The 4373-nt window shown below is 36.0% G+C and carries 6 protein-coding genes; 3 read left to right on the top strand and 3 right to left on the bottom strand.

What is annotated here, in order from left to right:
• Positions 1–806, bottom strand: an 806-nt coding sequence (locus QZ357_RS04855) for an AAA family ATPase (protein ID WP_290772555.1), incomplete at its 3' end; no start/stop codon positions are given.
• 129 nt (positions 807–935) lie between these two features.
• Between QZ357_RS04855 and QZ357_RS04850 the strand changes: the two genes are divergently transcribed.
• Both QZ357_RS04850 and QZ357_RS04845 read left to right on the top strand, forming a co-directional pair.
• Complete coding sequence (locus tag QZ357_RS04850) at positions 936–1307, top strand: hypothetical protein (RefSeq protein ID WP_290772552.1); 372 nt, start codon at positions 936–938, stop codon at positions 1305–1307.
• Positions 1308–1343: 36 nt separating this feature from the next.
• Complete coding sequence (locus QZ357_RS04845) at positions 1344–1562, top strand: hypothetical protein (RefSeq protein WP_290772549.1); 219 nt, start codon at positions 1344–1346, stop codon at positions 1560–1562.
• 78 nt (positions 1563–1640) lie between these two features.
• Here the strand turns inward: QZ357_RS04845 and QZ357_RS04840 are convergent, their stop codons facing one another.
• Positions 1641–2690: an NADH:flavin oxidoreductase gene (locus tag QZ357_RS04840; RefSeq protein ID WP_290772546.1), complete on the bottom strand. Its 1050-nt coding sequence runs from the start codon at positions 2688–2690 to the stop codon at positions 1641–1643.
• Between the two features lie 516 nt (positions 2691–3206).
• Here QZ357_RS04840 and QZ357_RS04835 point away from each other — a divergent pair.
• Positions 3207–3533, top strand: a complete 327-nt coding sequence (locus QZ357_RS04835) for a DUF3784 domain-containing protein (protein ID WP_290772544.1) — start codon at positions 3207–3209, stop codon at positions 3531–3533.
• A gap of 454 nt (positions 3534–3987) precedes the next feature.
• Here QZ357_RS04835 and QZ357_RS04830 read toward each other — a convergent pair.
• A partial coding sequence (locus QZ357_RS04830; protein ID WP_290772541.1) for a sigma-70 family RNA polymerase sigma factor occupies positions 3988–4373 on the bottom strand: 386 nt, incomplete at its 5' end.

Raw genomic sequence — 4373 nt, 5'->3', positions numbered from 1 at the left:
TTAAGCCCCGCCATGGTTTTGATGATAGCTTTATCAAATTCTTCATTGCCTATGGTCTTTTTGCCTTTTCGTATCGCCATAAGAGCGGATTCGTTTACTATGTTCGCCAGATGAGCTCCGCTAAGCCCGTTTGTCTTATCCACCACTTTTTCGATTTTAAAGCTTTTGGAAATGGGCTTGTTTTTTATATGATGAGAAATTATCGCTTTTCTGGTAAGAGAAGAAGGATTACCCACAAAAATATGTCTGTCAAATCTCCCCGGTCTTAAAAGCGCACTGTCGAGCATATCCATTCTGTTTGTGGCAGCCATAACCACAACACCGCTGTTATCGGCAAATCCGTCCAGCTCAATCAAAAACTGATTCAAAGTCTGGTCTCTTTCGGAGTTGTTGTCAGTGCTTCGGCTTACCCCTATAGCATCAAGTTCATCGATAAATATGATGGCAGGTGTTTTTCTCCTGGCTTTTTCAAACAGAGTACGGATTCTGCTTGCGCCTATCCCAACGAATTTTTCTATAAACTCACTCCCGGAAGCATATATAAAAGTAGCGTTACACTGCCCTGCAAGAGCTTTTGCTATCAAAGTTTTTCCCGTTCCCGGAGGTCCGTACAAAAGAACGCCGCCAGGAACTTTTGCTCCGAATTTTTGATACTTTTGCGGCTTCATTAAAAAATCGCTGATTTCCAAAAGCTCTTCTTTTATTTCATCAAGCCCCGCAACACAAGAAAAGTCAATATCCGTTTTCATTACACAAGGATCATCCGACTGTTTGTTGTTAAAAAATTTTATATATGAATTCTTCATTGCAATCCCCCAATCTATATGTGCATTGTTATTATTGATAGTATTTAAGTTTTTTATACAATTAGAAATATAAAATTATTTTTTATTTGTAAATTGTGGTATAATAATAAAAACGCAGGAGGTTTAAATATGAACAAAGACGATTTAATCAACAAGGCCAGTGAGTTATTGGGAGAGGCAACGGAAAAAGCAAAACAACTGTCTTCGGACGCAATAGAAGTATCGAAAAATTTTGCAGAAAGTGCAAAAAAAACAATCAAAGCCGAAAAATTGGATTATGAAATTTCAAGAAAATACAGAGAAATCGGTAAATTGGTGTATGCGGCATACGAAGAAGAAGGAAGTTACGAACATGTGGCAGATGAACTTTGCGAAGAAATCAATGCTTTATTCGATCAAATAATAGCAATAAAGCTGGGAAAAGACGCCGACGTTACTGAAGAAGAAAAAGAAATCATCATTCACGAAGTAAATGATACTATCGAAGAAGAAAACGAGTAAGAGAAAAAGACGCGATTAGGCGTCTTTTTTATTGTAATGAAACAGAATTATGACGGATATGGGAGGGATACCTACGCAAGATTGAACCCTAAACAATCAACTTGTTCCAAAACGGAACAAGTTCAAAATGAAGAAAACAGACAGATATCACAATTATTAGATTTTTATAATTTAAATGCAGTTATAGTTTCCTCATACAAAGTAACTTCAAAATTATCCAAGATAAAAAATATAAATCAGATTTCGATAAAATGACCGAAAAATATTTAAACAAATAAAAAGCCCATACCCTCTGATAATAGAGGGTATGGGTTTAAATTAATCAAACAAAACTTAATATAAACTATCACCGGACTTAATCAGATTAGGGCATTTATTATCCCCTCCGTTTAGTCTGCACTTCGGTTTACAATGATAGCAGTAATTTATCGGTATATCGTTCTTCGCTTTGTACGCCCATTGATAATCCGATAAAAGCTCTCTTCCGATAGCGGTAAAATCACAATATCCGTTTACAAGCAATTTCTCCGCCCTTTCTTTGGTGGAAATCCTGTTAACGGCTATTACCGGTACATCCACGCATTCTTTTATTATTTTTGCACTTCTCACAACCTCATTAAATTCGTTCTCTTTGTCTTCCAAAGACGTGGAAGCATCGAAAGCCGAAGATATATCCAACACATCAACTCCCGCATCAATAAGCATCTTCGCTCCTTCTTTTACTTCCTCTATATCTTCCATATTCACTCCGAGTCTGTAATATATAGGAAAATCTTCTCCCAAAGCTTCTCTTACCGATTTAACGACCTGAATCGGGAATCTGTACCTGTCTTCAACTTTTTTAAAACCGTATTCATCGGTTCTTTTATTGTACTTTTCAAGGGTAAATTCACAAAGAAGATATCCGTGTGCACCGTGAATCTCAACGCCTTTAAAGCCTGCTTTCTTCGCTCTTATTGCCGCATTTGTATAATCTTTTACGGAATTTTGTATATCCTCTCTTGTCATCTCTTTCGTATTTTCATCCAACTTGCTGGGACCGTAAGGACAAGGTGACATTTTTGCCTTAAGCCCGGCATTATGAATTTGTATTACCGAAAAAGCCCCGTTATCGTTTATTGCCTTTGCAAGCTTTGAAAGCCCGGGAATAAACTTATCGTCCCATATCCCTATTTGATTCCACGCTTTTTGACGTTCATCAATACCGCTTGCTTCGACAATAATAGTTCCGATTTCTTTCTTTGCACGTTTCTCATAATAAGATATGTGTTTCTCATCCAAAAAACCATCTTCTCTCACCAAAGAATATGTAACCATCGGCGGCATAACCACTCTGTTTTTGATTAGATTACCCTTTAACAAAAAACTGTCAAATAATAACATAACGCACCTCCTTATATGATAATTATATCATATAAGATAATCCCTATGACAAATAAAGATATAAAAGAATTTTTCAAGGTTATTTTTAAATCGATAAAAGTCTGGAGTCGCATAAATAAAAAATAGTATTTACATTTTTTCCATTAAATAGTTTTGAACTGTAAAAATCCTTGAAAATACTGGATTTTTTGCAGATTGTAACACTTACTTAAGGCAACATTGATTTTTGACGCTTTGGTGACGAAATGGTGCACGGATTTCCTATGGTGCTATAGAACGATATGGGCAGATATAAGAAAAAACATACTATGCGAAGGGAAAGCGCTCATTGCTTTCGTTCTTTTGTCTGTCACATAAGCAGAGGTAGGCACATTGATCACAAGAGGGTGAAACCTGTTGATGAGAGTGACTGGCTCTGCTACTTCGTACAAAAGAGGAAAGCAGTAGAAAAATCTATATATGGGTGCTATAATATAAAGATACAAAGTGGCAAATATGAATTTGTAGGAGGAAAAGATGGGGTATATAATAGGCGCAATTATTCTGGGGATTATAGCGATTGCTTGCTTTGTGATTAGTTATTTACAGTTTAATGAAAAAGGGATTCTATTTAATAATGCTTATATCTTTGCTTCAAAAAAAGAACGAGAAACAATGGCGAAAAAGCCACATTACAAACAATCAGGTATAATATTTTTACTCATAGGAATCATTTTCTTGATTAATGCAATTAATGTGATATTGCAAACAAGATGGCTATTTTATTGTGTAATAGTGGTTGCTGTGGTAGCAATCGTATATGCTATTATCTCATCTATAACGATAGAAAAAAGAAAGAAGTAAATTCCGGTTTGGTGTAAGTATGGGATATTCCCAACAAGCCAAACTCTCTCTTTCTTCGATTGATTTTTTACTGAAAGGGGACCCCTTTCCTATGCTTACTATGGAACGTTTAACAAAAGAATTGAAGGGCATTTTGAGAGAAGATATATAACCCCCCTGCTCTTTTCGTGTCCGTAAAGCATTTGTTTGCAAGGCTTATCGTCCCCTTAATGCGTAACATAATGGTATAACAAAGCAGTTCCAAACAGCTCCATATTGTTTACTTGTGGTGATAAAATGGTGCCCAACTTTACGAAACCAACTTACGCGAAGATATAAATCGATAAATATAAGCATGTGAAAAGCCTTTTTTATAATTCACTTTCAAGCATTTTCTATAAACACTTGCAAAGACATATATGAAGATTTTTGTTTATATAATCAATAAAAAAAACCGCATAAAAGCGGTTTTTTTTTAAAGAAAATCTCTTAATTTTTTACTTCTTGTAGGATGTCTCAATTTTCTGAGAGCCTTGGCTTCTATCTGTCTTATTCTTTCTCTTGTTACGCAGAAGATATCGCCTACTTCTTCGAGCGTTCTAGGTCTGCCATCCTCAAGTCCGAATCTTAGAATAAGAACTCTTGCTTCTCTTTCTGTCAGAGTTTTCAACACTTCAAACAACTGTGATCTCAAAAGCATGTAACTTGCGGCTTCTTCCGGTGCAACGGCATCATCGTCCGGAATAAAATCACCGAGATGAGAATCCTCTTCTTCCCCTATAGGTGTTTCCAGTGAAACAGGGTCTTGGGATATCTTCATAATATCTCTTACTTTTTCTTCCGGAAGTCCCATTTCCTTTG

The sequence above is a fragment of the Anaerofustis sp. genome, assembly GCF_019420015.1.
GTDB lineage: Bacteria > Bacillota > Clostridia > Eubacteriales > Anaerofustaceae > Anaerofustis.
This window is presented reverse-complemented; position numbering and strand designations above follow the sequence as displayed.